The organism is Micromonospora sp. NPDC001898 (genome assembly GCF_042891255.1).
Taxonomy (GTDB): Bacteria; Actinomycetota; Actinomycetes; order Mycobacteriales; family Micromonosporaceae; genus Micromonospora.
Window position 1 is genome coordinate 66,718 of record NZ_JBIATC010000017.1, and the last position, 23,208, is coordinate 89,925.

At 72.6% G+C, this 23,208-nt stretch carries 8 protein-coding genes and 3 tRNA genes; 4 read left to right on the forward strand and 7 right to left on the reverse strand.

The genetic code is table 11. The features are described 5' to 3' along the window. Positions 1-412: 412 nt before the first annotated feature. Positions 413-3,307 (forward strand): BTAD domain-containing putative transcriptional regulator, encoded by a 2,895-nt coding sequence (locus tag ACFYZF_RS25765; protein ID WP_387024920.1) that lies wholly within the window; start codon positions 413-415, stop codon positions 3,305-3,307. Positions 3,308-3,367: 60 nt separating this feature from the next. Here ACFYZF_RS25765 and ACFYZF_RS25770 read toward each other — a convergent pair whose 3' ends face one another. The 6 genes from ACFYZF_RS25770 to ACFYZF_RS25795 all read right to left on the reverse strand — a co-directional run bounded on the left by ACFYZF_RS25770 (position 3,368) and on the right by ACFYZF_RS25795 (position 18,664). Beyond that, the gene (locus ACFYZF_RS25770; protein ID WP_387024922.1) at positions 3,368-5,365 is read right to left on the reverse strand and encodes a tachylectin-related carbohydrate-binding protein; all 1,998 of its coding nucleotides are present in this window, start codon (positions 5,363-5,365) and stop codon (positions 3,368-3,370) included. Positions 5,366-5,727: 362 nt separating this feature from the next. Then, positions 5,728-8,094: a hypothetical protein gene (locus tag ACFYZF_RS25775; protein ID WP_387024924.1), complete on the reverse strand. Its 2,367-nt coding sequence runs from the start codon at positions 8,092-8,094 to the stop codon at positions 5,728-5,730. Between the two features lie 36 nt (positions 8,095-8,130). Next, positions 8,131-17,895: an RHS repeat-associated core domain-containing protein gene (locus tag ACFYZF_RS25780; protein ID WP_387024926.1), complete on the reverse strand. Its 9,765-nt coding sequence runs from the start codon at positions 17,893-17,895 to the stop codon at positions 8,131-8,133. Between the two features lie 499 nt (positions 17,896-18,394). Then, positions 18,395-18,469 (reverse strand) — tRNA-Val (locus ACFYZF_RS25785). Positions 18,470-18,483: 14 nt separating this feature from the next. Then, positions 18,484-18,554, reverse strand: a tRNA-Cys gene (locus ACFYZF_RS25790). A gap of 37 nt (positions 18,555-18,591) precedes the next feature. Beyond that, positions 18,592-18,664 (reverse strand) — tRNA-Gly (locus ACFYZF_RS25795). Positions 18,665-19,081: 417 nt separating this feature from the next. Between ACFYZF_RS25795 and ACFYZF_RS25800 the strand changes: the two genes are divergently transcribed. Next, positions 19,082-19,753 (forward strand): TetR/AcrR family transcriptional regulator, encoded by a 672-nt coding sequence (locus ACFYZF_RS25800; protein WP_387024928.1) that lies wholly within the window; start codon positions 19,082-19,084, stop codon positions 19,751-19,753. A gap of 149 nt (positions 19,754-19,902) precedes the next feature. On the opposite strand, the gene ACFYZF_RS25805 is transcribed toward ACFYZF_RS25800, so the two are convergent. Continuing rightward, entirely contained in the window at positions 19,903-21,141 is a 1,239-nt protein-coding gene (locus ACFYZF_RS25805) for an alkane 1-monooxygenase (protein ID WP_387024930.1), read from the reverse strand. 198 nt (positions 21,142-21,339) lie between these two features. Between ACFYZF_RS25805 and ACFYZF_RS25810 the strand changes: the two genes are divergently transcribed. After that, complete coding sequence (locus ACFYZF_RS25810; protein ID WP_387024932.1) at positions 21,340-22,008, forward strand: class I SAM-dependent methyltransferase; 669 nt, start codon at positions 21,340-21,342, stop codon at positions 22,006-22,008. A 9-nt stretch (positions 22,009-22,017) separates the two neighbouring features. Beyond that, entirely contained in the window at positions 22,018-23,181 is a 1,164-nt protein-coding gene (locus ACFYZF_RS25815) for a cytochrome P450 (RefSeq protein WP_387024934.1), read from the forward strand. Positions 23,182-23,208: the final 27 nt, after the last annotated feature.

The window sequence follows — 23,208 nt, forward strand, 5'->3', positions numbered from 1 at the left end:
CAGCGTCTGTGCCTGGTCGGATGGCACCCGGCACGGGCCGATGCCGCCGGCGCCGCCCCGTCGCCGGGATGTCGACGCCGGCAGGCCGCTACGCCGAGCGGCCAGACACTGTGACCGATGTGTCGATCACTCGGGCCGCCGATCGGTGACGCTTCATCGGACACAGTGTTTACGGTACTTCAATCTGGCTGTCCCCATACCCGGCCGCTACGGCACCTCCGGTGGTACGGGCGGGCCGCCACCCTGCCGACATGGTTCACCGCTGGCACGCCGGACCGTCGACCGCGCGTGCGCCGGCAGCAACGCGTGGGCTGCGGGGTAGCGGTACGGTGATCCGGCGGCGGCGGTGCGCCGCGCACCGCCGCCGAGACCGCTGCGTAACGGCCACAGGCGCGAAAGGTGATCGTGTCACATGCGGTTCAACCTGCTCGGCCCGTTGACCGTCGAGAGCGCCGCCGGCCTGGCGGTGCCGCTCGGCTCCGGAAAGCAGCGGCAGCTGCTGGCCACCCTGCTGCTGATGCCCAACGAGGTGGTCGGGGCGGCGCAGCTGATCGCGGCGCTGTGGGGCGACGAGCCGCCGGCCTCGGCCCTGGCCAACCTACGCACCTACGTGCTCGGCCTTCGCCGCCTGCTGGACGCCCCCGACACGCCACCGCGGATCGTCGCCGACGCGGGCGGTTACCTGCTGCGGGTGCGTCAGCAGGAGCGCGACGTGGATCGGTTCGATGCCGCCGCCTCCCGGGGACGGGCCTGCCTGGCCGTCGGAGACGCCGCGATGGCGCAGGCCGAGCTGACCGTGGCGGTCGACATGTGGCGCGGTGACCCGCTGGCCGACGTGCCGCTGTCCCCGCTGACGGCGGGTCGGGTCGCCGCGCTGACCGAGCGGTACCTGCTGGCCGAGGAGGACCTGGCGGAGGCGACGTTGCAGCTCGGCACCCCGGCCGAGACGGTACGGCGGCTGCGCGCCCTGCTCGAGCGTCATCCACAGCGCCAGCGCGCCTGGGAGCAGCTGATGCTGGGCCTGTATCGCCTCGGCGACATCACCGGCGCCCTGGACGCGTTTCGCGCTGCCCGCCGGGTGCTGGCCGAACAGACCGGGCTGGACCCGGGGCCGCGGTTGCGGCGGCTGCACGAGGACATCCTGCACCACCGTGATCCGAGCGGCCCGGTGGTGACCCCGCCCCGGGCGACCAGCTCGACCGTCCACGACCTGCCGCCGGCGGTGGAGCCCTTCGTCGGACGCGCCACCGAGATCGCGACCGGACGGGCGGAGCTGGAGGCCGGCACCGGGGCTGTCGTCGCGCTGCACGGTCCGGGCGGGGTCGGCAAGTCCGCGCTCGCGGTGCACCTGGCCCACCTGAGCGCCGAGCACTTCCCCGACGGCGTGCTCTACCTGGACCTGCGCGGCACGGCACCCGCCGCACCCCCGATCGACGCCCTCGGCCGCCTGCTGCGCGCGCTCGGCGTACCCAGCGGCGCGGCCCCCGTCGACGAGGCCGAGGCGACCGCCGTCTACCGCCGGTACCTCGCCGGCCGGCGGATCCTGGTGATCCTCGACAACGCACACACCGCGGCCCATGTCGCGGCGCTACTGCCGGCGGGCCCGCCCAGTGCCGCCATCATCACCAGCCGCCGCCACCTGGCCACGTTGCCCCGCGGGCGACACCTGCCCGTCGACGTGCTGCCCGTCCCCGACGCGATCGACCTGCTGGGCCGGGCCGGTGCGGGCGAACGGATCGCCGCCGACCCCGCCTCCGCGCACCGCCTGGCCCTGCTGTGCGGCAACCTGCCGCTGGCGCTGCGGGTCGCCGCGGCCCGGTTGTCGAGCCGGCCCGGCTGGCCGCTCGCGGCGTTCGCCGACCGGCTCGCCGACCCCACTCGGCGCCTCGACGAGCTGTCCTACGACGGCCTCGGCGTCCGGCGCACCCTGCGCCTGGCGTACGAGGCGCTCTCCGAGGGCGACGCGCACGAGCGGCTGTGCGCCCGCGCGTTCCGGCTCATCGGCGCGGTGCCACTGGCCGTGATCAGCGTCGGCGCGGTCGCGGCCCTGCTCGGCCGGAGGCCCGCGGAGGCGCACACGGTGGTGGAGACGCTCGCCGACCAACGGCTGCTCGAACCGCGACAGCCCGACCGGTACGAGATGCACGACCTGCTGCGCCTGCTCGCGTACGAACAGGCGCAGGCACACGAGAGCGGGGCCGAACGCGCCGCCGCGCTACAGCGGCTGGTCGAGACCTACATCGTGGCCGCCGAACGCGCCACCGCCCTGGCCAACGCCGGCTGGACCCCCACCGACCCGCTGCCCGACCCCGTCGGGCCTTGGCAGACCTGGCCGGAGACCGCCTCGGCGGTCAGCGGCTGGTTGGACACCGAGCACGCCAACATCGCGGCGGCGGTGGCCCGGGCCAGCGAGATCGGCGGCGAGCCGGCCCGCCTGGCGGTGAGCCTGGCCTGGCTGAGCTACGCGCTGTTCTGGCGCAGCGGCTACCCCGCCGAGGCGCTCGCGTTGATCGATCGCGGCCTGGCCCTGACCGCCGCGCTCGCGCTGCACACCGAGTACGCGGTGACCCTCTACTACCGGGCGAAGCTGCGTCAGGCCGACGGTGATCCGGCCGGCGCCGAGGCGGATCTGCTCGCCGGCGCGAAGGTGGCCGAGGGGATCCAGGACTACCTGTGCCTGTCGGGCTGCTTCGACGCGCTGGGCAACCTGCACTACCTCACCGGCGATCCGGTCCGGGCGCTGCGCCGCCACGAACAGGCCCTGGCGCTGCGGCGGCAGCACGGGACACCACTTCACGTCGCCAGCAGCCTGAGCAACATGGCCGACGCGCGGTTCGATGCCGGGCAGCCGGAGCAGGCGCTCACCGGCGTGCGCGAGGCGTTGGACTTCGCCCGCAGCATCGGCGCCACCGGCCTGGAGGGCGCGGCTCTGGCCATGTTGGGCCAGCTCGAGTGCCGGGCCGGCGACCACGGCGCGGCCGAACGGACGCTGACCGAGGCCATGGCCCGCACCGCCGCCACCGACGACCTGCCCACCCAGTGCGAGGCCGCGCTGGCTCGGTGCGCCGCGCGGCTGGCCGGTGGGCGGCCCCGGCAGGCGCTCGACGACGCCGTCTCGGCCCGCGACCTCGCCAGCCGGATCGGCGACCGCTATCTGCGCGCCGTCGCCGCCCGCGCGATGGTGGCGGCCACCATGGCCGAGGGGGGATCGCCGGCCGGACACCGGCCGGACACCGAGGCGGCGGCGGACCCGCGACGCCTGCCGGGTTACCGCTCGCCGATGTACGAGAGCTTCTTCGGTCGATGACCGCCGTGCGCCGGAGAGGGGGCGTTGGCTGGCCGCCCACGCCCCCTCTCCGGCCTCCGGTCAGCGGGAGGCAGGCGGATCGGGGAGTTCCTGCCGGAGGAAGACCGGGCTCGGGGTCGAGCCGGTGTCCCCGTTCGCCCGATCGGCGTCGCCCACCCGGGCGAGCGGTTCCTGGACGGTGTACAGCCGCAGCGTGCCGCCGGCGGTCCGGGTCAGGTAGGCCACGTTCGGACCGTTGGCGTTGATGAAGCCGAATGCCGTCGGATCGGCGGCGTAGGTCTCGAACGCGTCCTGGGCCGGGATCCAGGCGCCCCAGGCGCCGCTGCCCTGCGCCGTCTCGGCGGAGTAGTGGATGTAGCCGTCGGAGCCGCGCGCGAAGACCCCGATCCGGCCGGTGGCCGGGCTCAGCACCGCGCTCGGCGCACCCATCACCACGGAGCCGGAGCCGCCGACCGGCGCCCACGCCCCGGTGAAGGTGCCGTCGACACGGCGTTCCGTGGCCATGATCCGGCCCGCGCTGTTCCGGGCGAAGATCCGCATCCGGTGGCCGGGCAGCACCACCACGGCCGGGGTGCCGGTGAAGCCGCTGCCGCCGAGGCTGGTCCACGCCTGCAGCGTTCCGCCCGCGTACCGGGCCGCCCGCAGCGTGCCGGCGCTGTCCAAGACGACGACCAGCGCGCTCGCGTCGGCCAGCGGCACCGCCAGCGGGGTGCCGGTCAGGCCGCTGCCGCCGAGCTTGCGCCAGGCCAGCAGGTCCGGGTGCGCCGGGTCCTGCCAGCGGGCCCACAGGGCGCCGCCCGCGTCCACCGCGAACACCACCTCACGCTCGTTGGACAGTCGCACCACGGCGGGACCGGAGGCCATCCGACCGCCCAGGTCGGTCCAGCCGCCCCAGCCGGGGCTGCCGACGGAGGACTGGGTGCGGGTCCAGACATCGCTGTTGATGTTGCGAGCCGTGATCCGTACCAGGTTCTGCGTGGTCTCGGACAGCGCCGGCACCCCGCTGAACCCCTCGCTGCCGGAGACCGCGGTGAGCTGCAGCGAGCTGAAGTTGTCCGGATTCATCCGCCCGTGCAGCAGCCGGCCGATGTTGTCGGAGTGGGCGAGCTCGATGCTGGTGGAGGCGGCCTGCGTCACGGCCGCGGGCGCGTGCTGGACCACCGGTACGGGCGGCCGGGCCGGCACGTGCGACGCGGTGAGCCGGCAGGCGTCGGTGATGGCGGCCACGTTGCTGAAGACGTTCCAGCCGCTGCCGACGATCCGCTGCGTGATCGCCCAGGTGCGGTTGTCCTCGCGGAAGCGGTACTGCGTCAGGGTCCCGCCGTTGTCGATGCCGAACAGGGTGTCGCCGCCGGCCGAGAAGATGCCCCTGGTGAAGGCGTTCCAGCCAATGCCGAGGGACTCCTGGTACTCGAGCCAACGCTGGCTGTCCGGCTCGTAGCGGGAGCGGAAGAGCCGGCCGTCGGTGGCGTCCCGGGCGTACAGCACACCCGGGCCGGCGGCGACGACAAGGTCGAAACGACCCCAGCCGGTGTCGAGCAGCCGGTTCGAGAAGAGCCACTTGCCCGTAGCCTCGTCGTACCGGTGGACGCGCAGCCTTCCCTCGCCGTCGACGAGGTAGAAGTCGCCCCGCTCGTCGACGGTGATCTTGTTCCGGAACCCGGCGGTGGCGTACTGGGTGAAGCCGGTGCTGATCCGCTGACCGCCGACGCCGTTGATCGACTCCCAGCCGCTGCTGGTCCAGCGGTAGCGGTACAGGCCATTGGCGTTGATGCCGTAGAGCCGGCCACCCGGGCCGCCGACGACCCGGCCGAAGTTCTGCCAGCCCGTACCGCCGGAGACGGCGGTCGACCAGGTGGAGTTCGCGCTGCCGGGCGCGTTGAGGGGGTAGCGATAGATCGTGCCGCCGGCGGCGGCGGCGAAGACCGACGTCTGGGCGACGCAGCTCACGGTGTCGGCAGCCCGCGCGGGTGCCGGTTGGGCCACCGCCAGCAGCGTCGCTGCCAGCGCCGCGACCTGCGCGGCGGCCAGCCGGGCACGCCATCGTGACCGATTCATAGCGATCCTTTCGATCATGCCGGCGACGCGGGTCGTCGCCCGTCACCGATGGACGGTGTCGGCGACGACCCGATGGGCGGTCGGCTGTTCAAGATGAGAAGTTGGCGGTGCTGGCCTCGCTGACGGCGAGCAGGTCCCACTTCCTGGCACCGATGCCGCAGCTGGCCGACGAACGTGGAACTCCGAAACCCGCGGTGAGTCGCATGTCCACCCCTTCCGCGCCGCAGTGTCACGGCGTCGGGGTGACGCTAACCAGTACCGGTGGGACGCCGACGACGCCGCACATCCCGTACTCCGGCCCGTACCTCGGCCCACGCCGACCGGGTGGGCGCTGGCGGCGCCGCGCCCACCCGGCGCGTGCGCTAGGCCGGCGGGGCCGGGAGGGTGTGCGGGGCGAAGACGCCGCCCCCGATCGGCGCCGACGCCGCCGGCGTCGACAGGTTCCGACCGGTCGCCGCGGCCAGGCCCGTCAACGGTTGCCGCTCGTAGATGCGGCTCGCGTTGTTCGCGTTACGGAACAGGATCAGCCAGGTCTGCCCCGCGGTGTTGGTCACCGGCACGATGGTCGGATCCGTCGCCGCCGTCTCGGACAGGTCCGGGATCGCCGCGGACCACGCGGTGAACACGCCCGAGCCCTGCGTCGTCTCCCACGACAGCATCACCTCACCCGTCGCGCTGCGCGTGACGACCGCCGTGCGACCCAGCACCGGGTCCAGCACCGCCGCCGGCGGGCCCGCCGACACGTACGACCCCAACGACGTCCACTGCGCCGGGAACGCACCCGTCGCGTCCTGGTACTTCGTCATGATCGTCCCGTTGTTGGCGCGGATGAGGACCCGCGTCCGGTAGCCGGGATGCGCCACCACGGCCGGCGTGTCGGTGCCGGTGCCACCCAGGTCCGTCCAGGCGGACAGGACGCTGTCGACGTACTCTGCCGTCGCCACGGTGCCGGACACGGTACGGAGGAAGATCCGGACGCCGGTGCGGGTCGACACGACGACCGGGGTGCCGACGAAGTTCAGGTCGACCAGTGCCCGCCAGGCCGGGATGGTGCCGGTCTGCTGGTAGACCCACAGCTTGCCGTCGGCGTCCACGGCGAACACCGCCATCGTCCCGGACGGCAGTCGGGTCACCGTCGGCGCCGCGGCCATCGAGCCGCCGAAGTCCGCCCAGGCGCCCCACGTCGCCGCGCCCACCGCCGTCTGCGTACGCCCCCACACGTCCGAATCGGAGTACCGGGTCGTCACCTGCACCCGGCCGTCACTCAACAGACCCAGCGACGGCCGGCCCGTGAACGCCTCGTTGCCGGACACCACGCTCCACTGCACGGAGCCGAAGTTGTCCACATCGGTCTGGTGCCCGATCAGCACCCGGCCGATGTTGTCCGTGTACGCGTACACCATTATCCCCAACGACGCGCCCGCCACCGGGCCGGCCTGCGCGCCCACCGACGCCGCGTACGACTCCACGGGCGCCGACGGAATCGGGTCGGTGAAGTACCCCTGGATGTCCACGATGAGGCGGACGGTTCCGCCCATCGTGTTCTTGAGCCGGACGTGGCCGTTGCTGCCAGGTCGGACGATCACCAGCCCGGCCCTGTCGCGGGAGGCACGTGCGTGCACCTGGCTGACGTTGGGCTCGGCGACGCCGGCCGGCCACACCTTGACGCCGCCGCTGGCGGTCGGGCTGACGGCGACCACGCTGAGGACCACGCCGGCCACCCCCCGGGTCGGCAACCCGAGCCTGCCGGCCACCTGGACGTCGACCACGCTGCCTGCGGCGATCGCGCTTGCGCCGTTGTAGAGCCGGGTCGCCGGAAGGTACCGGAAGCCGGCCCCCGTGCCGGTGCTGCCGGTGATGTAGCCGTAGGGCGCGACGACCAGGTCGACGGCGCCACCGCTCCTGTTGGTGAACGTGACCTGACCGGCGGCGGAGAGCGGCAGCGAGACGACGTGCGAGTGGTGCCCGGTCGCCTCGAAGTTGAGCGCCGAGTGCGCCGGCTCGCCGCCGCCGGCCGGTGTCACACCGAGCCAGCCGGGCGCGGTCACGTTGACCGCGACGACGTCGGCCAGCACCGCGGTCGCGGTGGTCGGGATCACGGCCCCGGTCAGGGTCACCGTGCGGGTGCCCTGCGCGGGGATCTTCGCCAGGGCCGTTCCCGTGCCGTCCCGGGTGTCGACCAACTTGTCCTGCGCGACGGGGACGAACCCGCCGCCCCCGCCGCCGGCGGTCGAGCGGAAGTAGCCCTGCGCGGTGGCGATGATGTGCGAGTTGCCGGCGGAGTTGCGTACGGCGATCCGGCCGTTGCTGCCCGGACGGACGACCGCGGTGTTGGAGATCTGCTCCCCCGGCGAAATGTTGACCATCGAGATCCCGTTCGGGGTGGTGCCGTCGGGATATGCCTGCAGGTAGGTGTTGCCGGTGCCGCCCGGAGCCAGCAGCCGGACCAGGACCGCGCTGACCCCGGAGGAGGGGATGCCGCCGACACCCAGGACCGGGAACGTCACCACGCCGCCGGGCCCGACGACGCCGGTGCGCCCGCCGGTGCCGGAACGGGTGTCGAGCAGCGCGGCGTTGCTGGGCAGCGCGACGTAGTCGCCGCCCAGCCCGGCCGCGTCCGCGGACACGGGCGCCGGCCGGACGACCGTCACCGCGGACGCCGCCAGCAGCAGCCCCAGCACCGCCAACAGCCGCACCCCGAGCGATCTGGGACTACATTTTGTGGACATTCAACTCCTTGTCGGGCAGAAGGGCGATACGCGACATCACCGGGGTCTCCGGCTGGCGAGCGTCTTGATGACCAGCCGTCCCGTGTGACCGAGTGCGCCGACGCTGAGGCTCACGGAGAGGAGAGGGTCGAGGACTGTCTCGCCGGGGATGAAGTTGTCGCCGACGCCCTGAGCCGATTCCACCGTGTCGACCGCGTTGTTGAACCGCTCCCGACGCTCCAGGGTGCCGCCGATGATGTCGGTGCCGTCGTTCACGATGTCGCCCCTGCCCCCCGGGCAGGTGCACGGGCTGGGTGCCTTGTCGAGCACGCCGGACAGGTTGGTCGGGCCGTGGACCGGGCAGGCGGGGTCGGTGTTGTGCACCAACATGTCCAGGCCGCCGACGATCACGAAGAACGTGTGCAGCGTGTCGACGGAGAGGTTGTACACCCGCTTCCGTTCGGTCCACTCCCTGGTGGCCAGCGCGGTCGCCGTGCCGCCGGTGGACGTCTGCAACTGGTCGCCGGGGGCCAGGTCACCGGCCTCCACCCAGCGCCGGCCCTGCGGCGACCAGAACGGGTGGCCCTGCGTCGCGGTGACCGTGCCGCTCGCCGTGCCCGCCTCGCCGTCGGTGTCCACCTCGACCTCGACGAGCTCCTTCTCGCCCTCGCCGACGATGACGGCGTTGACCGCGAAGGCTCCGGTACGGCCGGTCGTGGGGTCGGCGGCGAGCACCTTCTCGCCCACCTTGATCTTGCTGATCGGCTTGGTCGAGCCATCGGCCATCCGGACCAGGGTCTCGCCGCTGAAGCTGTTGCCGGTGGCGCAGGAGGCCACGTCGGAGACGTTGTCCATGCTGTGCTTGGCGTCCCTCAGCTTTGACCCGCCCCGGGCGACGTCGGCGATCTCGTCGGCGTGCCTGACTGCCAGGCTCCCCACCCGCGCCGCGCGCACCGCGCCGCCGCCGACGCCACCGAGGGCGTAGCCGGCGACCGTCGCCACGGTCCAGGCACACGCCTCAAGGTCGCCCTTGGTCACGCAGTTGACCAGGTCGGTGACGCCGACAGCTTCGGCGACCACGTTCAGCGCGCTCTGCACGTACGGCGCCGCCGCCTGGGCGAAGTCCACCACCGCCTCGGCCGCCTTGGACACCGTCTCGACGACCACGCCGGCCGCCTGGACAGCCGCCTGGTAGATGACCTTGGTGGCCTGGACCGTGTCGGCAACGACGTCCCGGACGGTGGCGACCACCGCCGCCGGGATGTGCGCCGCGGCCGACACCACCGTCTTGATGGCGGAAATCACCGGCTTGAGCACGGCGGCGACAGCCCTGATCGGGTTGTGCCGGGCCACGTACTCGATGGCCCGTCGCGCGGTCTCCGTGATTCTCTGCTTCGCCACGTAGATCGCCTGCCGCGCCTGCGCGGCCTTCTGCCGCGCCCAGTTCACCGCGCCGGCGGTGGCCTTGCTCACCGACTTGATCGCGCGGGACACCTTGCCGCCCACCCAGGTGGCCGCGGATCTGATCTTCCCGCTGACCCAGCCGACGACGGCGCGGGCCTTGTGGTAGATGGCCTTCGCCGCGCTGGAGATCGCATTGGCGGCCCGCTTGATCGCCGAGCCGACCCAACTGGCCACGGATTTCACCCCGGACCAGACGGCGGTGGCCACCCTCTTCACCCCGGACCAGACGGAACGGGCCACCCTCTTCACCCCGGACCAGGCCTTGGAGGCAGTCTTCTTGACCTTGTTGATCACCGACTTGCACCAACCGCAGGACGGCCAGCGCCCATCCGGGTCGACGTTGGCCAGCGGATCGCCCGCCGCGTAGGTGTACCGGTTGGCCAGGATCGCGTCGCCGCTGCGGTAGTCGACCGTGTCGCGGGAGACGAACGCGCCGGTGCCCGGCTCGTACCAGCGCGCGCCCATGTCGACCTGCCCGGTGGTCGGGTCGGTCCAGTCGCCCTGGAAGCCCAGGTCGCCCGTGTCGCCCTCGGTGGCGACGACCTCGCCGAAGGGGTCGTACGCCGTCGAGTCGGTGACGTCGGTCAGGGCGGTGTCGGCCGGGTCGATGCCGGCCACCACGTCGCCGTGCCCGTCGGTGACGGCCAGCAACTCCTCGGCACCGGTTCCGACGGCGACGACCTCGCCGGCCGGCCCGCGGGAGTAGCGGCCGGTGCCGTCGGTGACGACGTCGTCGGCCGTGCCCGCGTAGCCGAACGAGACCCCGCCGCGAGTCGCCACCCGGTCCAACGCGTCGTACGTGTAACCCACCGTGCCGGCGGCGGTGAGCCGGTCGAACGCGTCGAACGCGTACGACTCGGTCAGGCCGGAACTGGTCCGCGAGGCGAGCGTGCCACGCGCGGTGTAGCTGTACGTGTAGTCCGAGTCGGACAGCAGGCGGTTGCGCTCGTCGTACGTGGCGGTCTTCGCCCCGGCCCGGGTCCGGTTGCCGGAGGCGTCCCAGGCGTATGCCACGGTGCCCTGCGGGCCGGTCCACGAGACCAGACGCCCGGCCAGGTCGTAGGCGTAGGTGTGGTTACCCGCCCCGACCGTCCCGGTCGTCTTCTTGCCGACCAGCTTGTCCTCGATGTTGTAGGTGTAGCCGACCGAGCTGACCGACTGCCCGGCCGAGTTGCGGGTGACGTCGCTGGTGACGCGCGCCAGGTTGTCGTACGCGAAGGCGCGGGTGCGGCCGGAGCCGTAGTCGATGCCGGTCAACTGCCCGGCGCTGTCGTAGGTGTAGCTCTGGGTCACCCCGGCGATGCCGTCGCGGATCGCGGTGAGCCGGCCCCGGTTGTAGGTGTAGGCGGCCGTCCCGGAGGCGTCGGCCCGGCTGGTCAACTGACCGTCGGCGTCGTAGCCGAAGCTGGCGGTGCCGGCCCGGCCGGTGGAGTTGAGCAGGTTGCCGCGATCGTCGTAACTGAACGTGTCGGTGCCGACCGGCGCGGTGGCCCGGGTCAGCCGGCCGGTCAGGTCGTAGCCGAGGGTGCGCTCCGGGGTGCCGGCGCCGCTGCCGGTCTCACCGGTCAACCGGCCCGCCGCGTCGTAGCTGCGGATCCGGGTCACCCCGCCGGGCGCGGTGATCTTGCCCGGCTGCCCGGCGATGTCGTACGCCACCGTCCAGGTGCGGTCGGTCGCGTTGGGGTGCGCGGTGGTGGCCGGCTCGATCTGCGACTCCAACATCCCCCAACTGTTGTAGGTGGAGATGGTGCGGTTGCCGCGCCCGTCGGTGTAGCGGGTGCGGTTGCCGGCCGCGTCGTAGCCGAAGCTGGTGGTGATCGAGGTGGTGGCGGTGACGGGCTCCACCTGCCGGGTCGGGCGGTCGAGCGCGTCGTACTCGTAGGTCGTGGTCACGCCGCCAGGGCTGGTCGAAGAGGTCATGTTGCCCACGGCGTCGTAGCCGTAGGTCTGGGTACGCAGGACCGAACCGTCCGGCGCCACGTCGGACTCGGCGGTGATCAGCCCCAGCGGGTCGTAGTCGACCCGCTCGGTGCGGCCCAGCCCGTCGCTGACCCGCACCTGCCGGCCGGCGTAGTCGTACCCGTAGCTGGTGGCCACCCCGGCCGGGTCGACCACGCGGGTGAGCTGACCGAGCGGGTCGTACACGTTGGAGGTGGTGGCGCCACCCGGCGACACCATCGACGTGATGTTGCCGGCGTCGTCGTAGCGGTACCGCGTGGTGAGGGTGCGGGCGGTGGGGTACCGCTCCAGCACCGTCGCGGTGAGCTGCCGGTCGAGGTCGTCGTAGGTCGCCTCGGTCCGGTTGCCGGTGGGGCCGGTCGCCGACAGCATCTGGCCGGTGCGGGTGTAGCTGTACCGGGTCACGGCCCGATCCGTGACGCCGGTCGGCTCGTCCCGGCTGACCAGCCGTCCGAGCTGGTCGTAGGCGTATCGGGTGGCGTTGCCCCGGGCGTCGACGGTCTCGACCACGTTGCCCGCGGCGTCGTAGCGGGCCGTCGTGGTCGGTTGCAGCGAGCTCACCCCCGCCGGCGGCCAGTACGTCGGGGCGGCCTGGCCGACCTGGCGGCCCACCCGGTTGTAGGCAAACTTGCTGACGTTGCCCCTGGCGTCGGCCAGGTGCACCGTCTCGTCGAAGGTGTTGTAGCCGGTGACCGTGGTCGGCGTGACCGTGGCCGGCGCGCCGCCGTTCTCCTCGGCGGCCACCGCCGGAACGGTCGCCCTGACCTGGCGGCCCAGCTCGTCGTACTCGTAGCTGGTGATCCGCCCGGCCGGGTCGGTGCTGGCGGTCAGCAGGCCACGCTGGTCGAAGGCGTTGGTGGTGACCCGGGCGACCGAGCCAGCGGTGACCGTCTGGCGGATCGGGTTGCCACTGTCGTCGTAGGCGTAGTCGACCTGCTCGGGGGCGGTGGACATGGTCCACGGCACGTTGGACGCCCGGCCGGTGCGCGTCATCCGGGTGGCGTTGCCCATCGCGTCGTACGCGTACGACGTGGTCAACGCGGCGCCACCGGGGTTGACCACGACACTGGCGACCTGGCCCGCCCGCGTGAACGTCTGCTGGGTGACCGAGGTGCCGTTGGCCGCGGCCTGCCGGGTGAGATTGCCGGCGCCGTCGTACGTGTTCTCCTCCACGACGTAGTCGCGCTTGGCGCCGTCGGGGTCACGGAAGTTCTTCAGCACGATCCGGTGCAGCTGGTCGTCGCCCTGGTACTGGTACTCCAGCCGCCGACCCATCGCGTCGGTGTCGCTGACCATCCGCCCGGCGTAGTCGTACGAGTAGGTGTGCAGCACCAGGTAGTCGCCGGTGCTGGGGCCCCCGTCACCGGTGTACGCCCGCAGCCGGACCTCGGCCAACGCGTTGCGCGCGGTGTAGGCGTAGTCGTACCGGTTGCCGTTGGCGTCCACGACCGTGGTCTCGTTGCCGAACCGGTCGTAGTTCTTGACGGTCTCGTTGCCCTCCGCATCCGTGACCTTGATCGGCCGGTTGTGCTGGTCGTACTCCCACGTGGTGGTGCGGGTCTCGTCGTCACCGCGCACGTCGTCGACGTCGACGCGGGTCACGTTGCCGTCCACGTCGTAGGCGGTCGTCGAGCGCTTCTGGTGCGCCTGGCCGGTCACCTTGTCGGTCGTGACCGGCCCGGTGGTGCCGACCGGCCGTGACAGCGCGTCGTAGGTGGAGCTGGTGACCACCCCGGCCGGGTAGGCGTTCGAGGTCTCCGTGGTGGTGAGCGTGCGACCGAGCGCGTCGTAGGTGTAGCTGGTGACCGCGCCCGACGGCTGCGTGGCCCGGTACAGGTCGCCGTTGTGGTAGTAGGCGTAGCGAGTGACCTTGCCGCGCGCGTCGGTGCTGCTCAGCAGCAGGCCGGCCGGCACGTTGCCGCCGCCGTACGCGGCCTCGCCCCCGGTGGTGTAGGTGTGGCTGACCGTACTGCCGTCCGGGTTGACCTGCGTCGCCAGCTCACCGGCCGGGGTGTGGGTGTAGGTGGTGCGGTAGGTGTTGTCGGTGGCGCTGGCCGAGCGTCCGTCCCGCGACTCGGTCGGCCGGTCGTTACGCGGGTCGAGCGGGTCGGTCACGGTCGCCGGATAGGTCGTGTAGCTGGTGTCGCAGACGCTGGTGGTACGGCAGGTCCGCTTGGACGTGACGTTGCCGCGCTCGTCGTAGGTCATCCGTACGGCGTCGCCGTTCTCGTTCGTGACCACGCTCTGGTTGCCGCGGTCGTCGTACTCGAACGTGCGGATCGCCATCCCTTCGAGCGGGTGCCGCACGAACACCGGCCCGCCCGCGTCACCCGGGATGATCGTGCAGAACGCCGGGTCGCCCGGGTCGGGGGTGGAGCACACCTCGGTCGGCGGCGGTGACGGTGACGGTGTGGGCGAGGAGGGCCGGTCCTCCTCGCGGGTCTCCAGACCGAGCGGGGTGCCCGAGCGCAGCAGTTGCCCGGTGAGCGCGTCGTACTCGTACAGGTGCGGCCGGTTGGCCGGGTCCAGCACCTGCACGCTGCGGCGCAGGTCGGTGGCGCCGCCGTACACCAGCGGCGCGCCGATGCTCCAGGTGCCGCCGTGCCGGTCGGTGTGCTTGGTGGCCCGGTCGGCCGCGGTGTCGTATGTGAACTGCGCCGCGATCTTGCCGCTGGGCAGGGTCACCGTGGTCAACTGGTTCGCGCCGGCGGCGTACCGGTAGTGCGCGGCGACCGCCGCCTGGCCCAGCGGGTGGGAGTAGACGGCCACCTCGTCGATCGCGCCGGTGAAGTACCGTCGCGCCGTCGCGCCCCAGGCCGGCCAGGAGGCCGGCGAGGTCGCGTACGCCGCGCCGAGCTGGTTGAAGGTGAGCAGCGAGTGCTCGACCGTCGCGCCGGTGCGCTCGGCCACCTTGGCGCCGTCGAGGTAGAGCGTCTGCACGCCCCCCATCGCCGACAGCACGACGTGGTGCCAGCGCCCGTCGTTGACGACGGCGGTCGAGGCCAGCGGCGCGATCGTGGGGCCGCCGAACTGGCCGCGAAGCCGGCCGTCGGTGCCCACGTACAGCGCCGGCACCCCGGTGGTGGACTCGGCGCCGAGCGCCTTGTCCTGGTAGCCCAGCAGCGGGCCGCCGCTGCCGGTGACGCTGTTCTTGAACCAGAGCTCGACCGCGCCGTCACGGGGCTTCTTCACCGCGCCCTTGGGCAGCTCGACCACGGAGGAGGTGCCGTTGAAGCTGGCCGCCGTATTGCCGGTGCCAGTCAGCGCGCCGGCCGTGCCGAGGGTGACGCCCGTGTAGGCGCCGGCGTCCTTGCCGAGGTTGACCGCGACCTCGCTGCCGGCGGCGGCGCCCTGCGCCTCGCCCAGACGCCAGTACGACTCCGGCTTCGCGTCGAGCATCCCGGTGCGGTAGTGCGAACCGGCGGCGTGGCCGTACTGGGTGCAGGCGTTGCCCGGGGCGCAGACCGAGGTGAGCAGGTCACCACTGTAGGTGTAGGTCCAGGTCGGCGCCGTGCCGTTGACCGCGTCCGCGGCGACGCTGACCACGTGCGCGCCGGACCAGGTGAAGACCAACGACCGGCCGGCGGTGTTGGTCTGGCTGTTGGAGACCCGGGCCCGGGTCAGCTTCCCGTCGGTGGCGCTGTAGGTCAGCACGATCGACCGCAGGGCGGCATCGGTGATCTTCGTCAGTCGGCCGGCGGCGGAGAACTGGTAGGCCATCTTCGCCTTGTCCACCAGGGTCCAGACGGTGCCGTTCCAGGTCAGCGACGCGGTACGGCCGGACGGTGCGGCGAAGGTGCCGTCCGGGTTCCTGCCGAAGCGCACCTGCTGGCCGTCCGGGTAGGTGACCAGCACGTTGCCGGAGCCGTCGGCGTCGGCGACGAGCCGCATGTCGTAGCGGGTCGACCAGCCGGCCCCGAACGCGCCGTCGCGCCGCGGGTCGAGGCTGTTGTAGGTGCGGACCAGATTCAGCTCGGGACCGACCGTGGTGACCGTGGCATCCACCGCGGTGGTGGAGACGTTGCCGGTCTGCGCGTCGAACTCACGGTCGCGCGCCGCAGTCGTCGCGCCCGCGATCCGCGAGGTGATCTCCGGCTGAGGCACGGAGGTGAGCAGCGTGGAGCGCGGCGACGACACCTCGTTGCCGCCGTCCTTGACTATCACCCGCCACTGGTAGGTCTTGGTCCAGTACAGCCGGCCGGCCGGCACGGTCCAGGCGGTCTTGGCCTGGAAGCCGGAGTCGAAGCAGCCGGTGGTGCCGCCGGACGCCGTCTGCTCACACACCTCGAACTTGTAGGTGAGCGACAATCCCGGGGGCGCGTCGATGTCCACCGCGCGCGCCCACAGCTGCGGGGACAGGGTCGGTGCGGAATACCCGTTCGGCGGGTAGAGCTCCTGCACGACCGGCGGGATGTCGATGACCTCTAGCACCATCCGGGCGGGCGGCACCTGGTGGTCGGTGAAGACCACGCCGCCGGTGCGCACCATGGTGAAGTCGAGGAAGTACCTGCCCGGCGGCATAGCCTTGATGGTCGCGTCGAGGGTCACCCTGGCGCCACGGGCCACCGGGGCGGTCAGGTTGGCCGCGCGCTGCTGGGAGACCGCCGCGCCGGTTTGCGCGTTGTAGGCGCGGTAGGCCAGGTAGTAGCTGCCCACCGCCCACGCCTCGGCGCTGAGGTTGGTCACCGTCACGGCGACCCGGCCGGCCTGGTTCTGCAGCACCGGCGGGTTGGGCACCGGCTTCGGGATCTGGTACGAGGCGTTGTACGGACTGTGCGTCACGTACAACCTCGGCGGGTTCGCCGTTCCGTTGCCGGTGAACCGCTTCCCGCTGAGCGGATCGGCCGAGGCACGCAGCGACAGGCCGTTGTTGGCCTGTTCCCCGTTGACCCAACGCTGCACCAGGGCGGCCCCGGCGCCGCCAAGGTCGAACGCCTCGGCCGCAGCCGGGCAGGCCGACTGGTTCTGGCCGAACGCGACATAGCCGTGCGCGAACGACTCGCCGGCCAACGCCCCGCCGACAGCCGGGCCGGGATAGGAGTAGCCGCTGCCGGCCGACCACCCAGCCGTCACCGGGTGCACGGTCACCTCCCGCGCCTGGCAGGAGTCGGAGTCGTAGTTGACCACCTGGAGCTGCGCGCCGAAGATGGTGTGGTAGCGCAGCCGGTCCACCAGGCCGCCGAACTTGATGTACGACGCGGCGTTGGTCCCGCTCACCGTGCCGACCCGCAGCTCGGTGCCGCCCGCGGCGGAGCCGGAGCCGTGCACGTACATGGCCGAGTCGGCGGCGCCCTCCGCGACCGGCAGCTCCACCGTCGGGTCCAGCCGCACCGGATAGACCCGGGCCTGGTCGCGCAGCCACCCGTCGTCGACGGAGACCCGCAGCGTCGGCCTGCCGCCGACGCCGATCAGCTGGTACCTGACGGCCGTCGAGGTCACCGGAACGGGTGCGGCGTCGATGACGTAGCCCGGCGGGAAGACGGCCCGCACCGTGCCGGCGGCGTCGGAGAGCCGCACCGAGTTGTCGTGTACCGCCGCGGTGAGCCCTTCGAGGCGCAGCGGGAAGTCGTACACCCGCGGCGCGTCCACGGAGCGCAGTACCAGGGTCTCCTTCAGCGCCCCGGGGCGCGACTCCAGTTCCAGGTCCACGTCGGGTAGCACCCCGCGGTAGACGACCAGCGCTCCGTCGGCCCGACCGGGCACCGGCGCGGCGCCGGCCAACCCGTACGACACGGACTTGCCGTCGGGGAGGGCGAAGCGGGCCAGGGCCGGGGCGTCGGCCCGTGCGGCGAGCCGGACACCCACCGCGTCGGCCGCGTTGCGCCAGCCCGCAGCGGTGTCGGCGGTCAGCTTCGGGTCGATCGGCGCCCAACCGCCCCCGGGGGTCCGGTAGTTGATCGGCGCGGTGGAGAACACGGTGGTCTGGGAGCCGTCGGTGTTGGCGTACACCTGCTGGTAGGCATCGCGCTGCTGCGCCAACTCCCGGCTGCTGGTCGGCTGGTAGCCACGCGCCGGCACCTTCGGTGGCTGCCCCAGCGAGGCGGTGTTGGCCGGGGCGGTCGGCTGCTGCGCCAACGAGTGCTGCGGATAGCGCGATCGTTGGGAGGCGGGGATCTTCCGGTTCACCTGCTGCTGCGCGGCTGCGGCAGTCTTCGACGGCCCGTCCCACCGCTGCTGTGGTGCGGCGGCGTCACCGTCGCCCCGGGCCGACTCGGCCCCCGTACGCGACATCGCATTCTGGCCTTCGACCGGCCGGGGCAGATCCCCCGTCCCGCTCACCAGGATGACGAACGCCATCGTCGCGGCCAGCGCGCTGACCAGTGTTCGACGCAGTGGCGGGCGCGCACGGAGCAGGTCCACGGTCCGGCCACCTGACGCGCTCATGTTGCCGTCATGCATCGCAGACCTCCGTGACGCGCGAGTTACTACCCCGCATCGCGGCGCCGCGATGCCGCCAGTTGAATATCTCGGCGCACTGCGGCACATCGCCAGCTATATGGAACCGTTATCCACAGCGGCCGTTCAACCGCTGCCGGTATCCGGCTGAACACCTGAAACGCGGGCCCTGAACCGCGTTCACCGCCGTCGTCGAACGGCTCCCCACGGACGGCCTGCAACGTCGTCGGGGAGCACTCCCCACGAGCGCCTTCCGCCAGTCAGGGCCCAGCCGGGCGGCAGTGGGCAGGCGACAACCGTCGCGGCCAGGAAGCGCACCCGGAGCGGAACAACGCCCCCCTCGCCACCACCGCCGGCGCCGCCCGTGGAACGACCGGCTGACGGAGGCGATCGCCCCGGGGCGGCGACCACGATCCCTCGGCCACGCCTCGCGTAAAGGGCCCGGACAGCAGTCGACCCGTTACCGGAACTCCGGTAACGGGTCGCTCAGCCTGTCAACTACTGGTGGGCGATACTGGGTTTGAACCAGTGACCTCTTCCGTGTCAAGGAAGCGCGCTCCCACTGCGCCAATCGCCCTCGTCAACTTGCCGAGGTGGAGACGGGATTTGAACCCGTGTAGACGGCTTTGCAGGCCGTTGCCTCGCCTCTCGGCCACTCCACCACCGAGGTTGCCGCCGACATGCATGGCGGCAGCTCCGAGCGGACGACGGGATTCGAACCCGCGACCCTCACCTTGGCAAGGTGATGCGCTACCAGCTGCGCTACGTCCGCTTGTCTCCGGCGTTAACCGGTGACGGAAGAGAACTTTAGCCGAGTCCGGGAACCGTTGCCAACTCGGGGCGGCCCCGGCGCGTCCCGCAGCCCCGAGCCGACCGCCGCCGAGCCCCCGACCCAGCGAGCGAGCCCCCGCCCTCCCCCGCGCAAGATCACGCAAATCCAGGGATTTAGTGGTCTCGGCGACCTGCGAGACCACTAAATCCCTGGGTTTGCGGTCTCGGCCGGGCTCAAGGAGCGGTGCGCGGGCGGGCGAGACGGGGAGCCTGGCGCGTAAGCTTCCTAGGAACCTGGATAGGATCACTTGGGGCATGCCTGGCAAGAGGGAAAAACTGTCCGTCTTCCGACTCTCTCGGGGTGAATCAGCCGCAGCGGTAACTGTTTGTGCACGAACGGATAGGTTACGGTAGCGGCGTGACGAGACGTGCCGCCGAGATCCGCCTGGATGCCCTGTTGCGCACGGCCTGTGACGTGATCACGGAACGAGGGCTGGCCAACACCCGCACGGCCGACGTGGCGCAGGCCGCCGGGGTCAGCCAGGCACTGGTTTTCTACCACTTCGCCACCAAGGAACGGCTCCTCGCCCAGGCCTTCGAGTACGCGGTGGAACAGGACCTCGCCCGGCTCGACGCCGTGGTCCGGTCGTCCGGCTCCCCCCTGGCCAAGCTCCGCAGGATGCTCAAGCTCTACACCCCCACCGGACGGTCGACCTCCTGGCCGATGTGGATCGACGGTTGGTCGGAGTCCCTGCGTACCCCGGAGCTGGAAAAGCTCTCCCGCCGGCTGGACCTGCGCTGGCGGGAGGATCTCGCGGCGGTGATCAGCAACGGGGTGCGCGAGGGCATCTTCGAGTGCGCCGACCCGGCCGGCGCGGCCTGGCGGATCAACGCGGTGATGGACGGCCTCGCCGTTCAGTTCGCGGTCCACGAACGGGTGATCTCCCGCCGCCAGTTCGCCGAGTGGATCCGGCTGGTGACCGCCCGCGAGCTGGGGCTGGACCCGGCCCAGCTCGACTGGTCCGCCCCGGCGCAGGAGCGTTCCCGCCGGGCCGAGCAGCCCCAACCACAGCCCGACGGCGTGGGCTGACCGGCCTGATGGCCGTGCGCTGACCGCACGCCGCAGCCCGACGGCCGTGGGCTGACCGCACGCCGCAGCCCGACGCAGCCGTGGGCTGACTGCCGACGAGACTCCCCGCTGACCGGCGCAAGCCCGCCCGGACGGCACGACGCGGGCGGTCAGCGGGGGGTCGACGTGGATGCGGGGGTGCCAGGAGCGCCGGGGCCGCCGGGTGCCGGCAGGCCCAGGCGTTTCCGCAGCCGGGCGAGGGCCGGCGGGTGGACGTTGGTCAGGTCCAGGTCGCCGCCGTAGTGGGCGAGCACCCGGCGGTCCATCACCCGCCGCCACACGGGCGGCATCAGGGCGGCGACGACCATGGTGGCGTACCCGGCGGGAAGCTGTGGCGAGGAGCTGAAGCTGCGCAGCGTCTGGTAGCGGCGCAGCGGGTTGGCGTGGTGGTCGCTGTGCCGCTGGAGCTGGAAGAGGAAGATGTTGGTGACCGTCCGGTCGCTGTTCCAGCTGTGCCGGGGGTCGACCTTCTCGTACCGGCCGGCCCGGGTGTGCCGCCGGGCCAGGCCGTAGTGCTCCAGGTAGTTGACCACTTCCAGCAGGGAGAACCCGAGGACGCCCTGAAGCAGCAGGAAGGGCAGCACACCCGACCCGAACGCGGCGACCAGGACGGCGAACAGGACGACGGTCATCGCCCAGGCGTTGAGAATGTCGTTGCGGTACGTCCACGGGCTGCGGCCCCGGACGCGGAACCGGGTCGTCTCGAGCCGCCAGGCCGACCGCAGGCCGCCCCAGACGGTACGCGGCCAGAACGCGTAGAAGCTCTCCCCGAGCCGGGAACTGGCCGGGTCCGGCGGGGTGGCGACCCGGACGTGGTGGCCCCGGTTGTGCTCGACGTAAAAGTGCCCATACCCGGTCGGGGCGAGGGCCACCTTGGACAGCCAGCGCTCCAGCCGCTCCCGCTTGTGGCCCAGCTCGTGCGCGGTGTTGATGGCGATGCCGTTGACCACGCCAAGGGTGGCGACCAGCCCGGCCGCGCCGAGCGGGCGCAGGTCGCCCGAGGCCCAGAGCGCACAGCCGAGAACCAGTCCGCCGTACTGGGCGGGAAGGTAGAGGTAGGTGAGCCAGCGGTAGTAGCCGTCCCGCGCCAGGTCCGGCACCGCCTCCTCCGGCGGGTTGCGCCGGTCGTCGCCGATCAGCAGGTCGACCACGGGGATCACGCCGAAGACCGCCACCGGGGTGAGCCACCAGGCCCACGATCCCGCCCCGCCCCGCCAGCTCAGCCAGGCCAGGAAGGGCAGCGCCGGCACCAGCAGCGCGAGCGGCCAGAGCGGCCTGCGCGGGTCGCGCCAGGCGCCGGAGAGGGCTGGCGCCGCGGGCGGGACTGTCGATTCGGCGTGCGCGGCCATCGCCGACCTCCGATCTCCCGGGTACGCCCCGACTGTGGCACGGGTCACTGCGTTTTACAAGAGATGAGCTTTTGTAAAATCGATGACCGTGGCTATGTTGGTCCGATCGGCGCCACCACCATCGGCGGATGGCCGTCGAGCACGGGCGGTGGCCGGCCCCGACCGGCGGTGGCCGGGCCCGCCGGGGAGAATCGGCGCGTGTCCGAACTCTCCACAGCCTTCGTGAAGCTGCACGCACGGCTCGCCCCGGTGACGTTCGTCCCCGAGGTCCGCCTGCACCAGGCCGACGAGCCGATCGGCCTGTGGGAACTCACCGAGGGCGAGTTCCGCAGCTCCCAGCCGCCGCCGTTCTGGGCGTTCGCCTGGGCCGGCGGGCAGGGACTCGCCCGGTACGTCACCGACCACCCCGAGCTGGTCGCCGGCCGCCGGGTGCTCGACCTCGCGTCCGGCTCCGGCCTGGTCGCCATCGCCGCCGCCCGCGCCGGCGCGGCGGCCGTGCGCGCCGTCGAGGTCGACGAGCGCGCAGTGGCCGCGGTCGCCCTCAACGCCAAGGCCAACGGGGTACGCGTCGACGCCGAGCTGGGCGACATCCTCGACGGCGACGCAGCCGACGCCGAGGTGGTGCTCGCCGGGGACGTCTTCTACAGCGAGGCGATGGCCCGGCGGATGCTGCGCTTCCTGCTCCGGGCTGCCCGGGCCGGCGCCCTGGTGCTGGTCGGCGACCCGGGCCGGGCGTTCCTGCCCCGGGAGCGGTTCCGCGAGCTGGCCGCCTACGACGTGCCGGTGCCGGAGGCGCTGGAGAGCGTACGGGTGAAGCGCACCACCGTGTGGGAGCTGGACCCGACGCCGCCGGGAGCCGCCCGCTAGGTTGACGCCGTGCTGTTCCGGGGGTGGGGGGACGCCGTCAGCGGGCGGTGGCCGGACGTGGCGACGGTCGTCGACCACGTCGGCGTCGTACACCTGGTGGTGACCCGGCACGCGCTGGTCCGGCAGGTGCTCGCCGACCCGGTGACCTTCCGGCCCGACAACGCCCTGGACGCGGTCACCCCGCTGCCGGTGGCCGCCCTGCGGTTGCTCGCCGAGCACCGGTTCAGGCTGCCGCCGACCCTGGCGAACAACGGCGGGGCGAGCCACCCGGAGATCCGCGGCATCGTCGCCGACGCACTGCACCCGACCCGGGTCGCCGCGCAGCGGCCCTGGCTGACCGGGCTGGTCCGCGAGCGGGTGGCCCGGCTGCGCGCGGCGCTCGACGCGGGCGTACCGGTCGACCTGTACGCCGGCCTCGCCGCGGACCTGCCGCTGTTGGTGCTGGCCCGGCTGGTCGAGCTGCCGGACGCCCCGGTCGGCGCGGTGAAGGAGTTCGCCCGCGCGGCGCTGGAGCTGTTCTGGGCCCCGCTCGACGAGGCGCGGCAGCGGGCGCTCGCCGCCGAGGTGGGCCGGTTCCACACCGTGCTGCGGGGGTTCGCCGCCACCGGGGGCGGCCTCGCCGCCCGGCTGCGGGCCGCCGGGCACCCGCCCGACGTGGTCGTCGGGGCGTTGTTCTTCCTGCTGGTCGCCGGGCAGGAGACCACCTCGCAGTTCCTCACCCTGCTGCTGCACCGGCTGACCGGCGAGCCGACGGTGCGCGCCGGGCTGCGCGACGGCAGCGTCGCGGTCGCCGACGTGGTCGAGGAGGGGCTGCGGCTGGAGCCGCCCATCGTCACCTGGCGGCGGGTGGCGGCTGTGGACGCCACGCTGGGCGGGACGGCGGTGCCGGCGGGGACCGGCGTGGTGCTCTGGCTGGCCCGCGCCGGCCGGGACCCGGACGTGGTGCCGGCCCCGGACGAGTTCCGCCCGGGGCAGCCCGGATCCCGCCGGCACCTGGCGTTCGGGGCGGGGGCGCACCGCTGCGTCGGCGCCCAGTTGGCCAGGCTGGAGGCCGCCGTGGTGGTCGCCGAGGCCGCGCCGCTGCTCGACGGGGTACGCGTCGTCCGCCCGCCCTGGTACCCGGACAACCTGACCTTCCGGATGCCGGACGCCTTCGTGGTCGCCCGCCCCTGACCCGGGCGGACCTGACGAAGGTGGGGG